Genomic DNA, 1,141 nt, shown 5'->3' with positions numbered 1-1,141 from the left:
TTCCCGGCAGTAGCGCTTCGAGATCGACGGCTTGGGCCATTGCGCGGTTGCCTTCATCGCCGGGATGCAGGCGGTCGCCGGAATCAAAGCGCGCGGCCAGCCGGGTGGGATGGTCGGGATCGCGCAGCGCGGCATCGAAGTCGATCACCGCATCGAATGCGCCGCTGTGGCGAATCCAGTCGTTGACCCGCTGGCGCAGCGCTTCCTTGTCAAGCTGGTAGTAATTGCTCAACGGCGTCCCAGGCAAGGCGCCCTCGAACGGCGTCAGCGTGGCGCCGATCACGCGCAGGCCGCGCGCATGGGCCTGGGCGACCAGTTGCCGGTAACCCGCGGTCAGCGCCGCCAGCGTCGGGCGTGAAGCCTGGGGCGCGAACGCCGTTCCGGGCCAGGCAATGTCGTTGATGCCCAGCATCACGATCACGCTTTGGGCACCCGGCTGGGCCAGTACATCGCGCTCCAGCCGCGCCAGGGCGTTGACGCCCATGCCGTCGGCCAGCAGCCGCGCGCCCGAAATGCCCGCATTGACCACAGCCACCCCCTGCGGTGCGAGCCGGGCCGCGAGGAAGTCCGGCCAGCGGCTGTCCTTGTCGAGGCTGGCGCTGGCGCCGTCGGTGATGGAGTCGCCCAGCACCACGACAGCCCGCGCGGGCCTTGCGCTTTCCACCTGGATTCCCGTCAGCAACGGCCGCGCCGTGGTGGTCTGCACCGCATTCCCGACCTTGGCCGGAGCGACGCTTGATGTCTGGTCTCCGGGCGCGATCCAGGCCGTCTGGCGGCCATCCCAGTGAAAGGTGCGCACGGCCGTCGCCTGCGGCAGATGGATGCTGACCGCCACCTGCGCCAGCGCCGGAACGTCCAGGGCCACGGGGTCGCTGACCAGCGAGGCGCCGGCAAGCACCGTTGCCTCCTCCCGACCGCCAAAAGTCAGCGACCGCAGGCTGTCGGCGGCAACCGCTCCATTGCCCGCCGGCCGGGCAAGCGTGGCCTTGCCGACCACGATGGGCTCGGCGCCGTAGGCATTGGACAGCACGATGCGCAGGCGTTGCCCTCCGAGGCTCAGGCGCGCCACCTGGCGCACGGTCTGGTCGTGCAGTACCGCCGGGACATTGGCAGGGAGCAGGAAGTCCGCGCCCCAGGTGGG

General features: G+C 70.4%; 1 protein-coding gene. It reads right to left on the bottom strand.

Annotation, left to right across the window (positions count from 1 at the left end):
- Nucleotides 1-1,141 (bottom strand): SGNH/GDSL hydrolase family protein (locus RR928_RS21765; protein ID WP_332684216.1); only part of this gene is annotated, 1,141 nt, incomplete at both ends.

It is taken from the genome of Comamonas sp., assembly GCF_036666375.1.
GTDB lineage: Bacteria > Pseudomonadota > Gammaproteobacteria > Burkholderiales > Burkholderiaceae_C > Comamonas.
The sequence above is the reverse complement of the archived record's forward strand: the minus strand, read 5'-3'. Positions and strand labels throughout refer to the sequence as shown.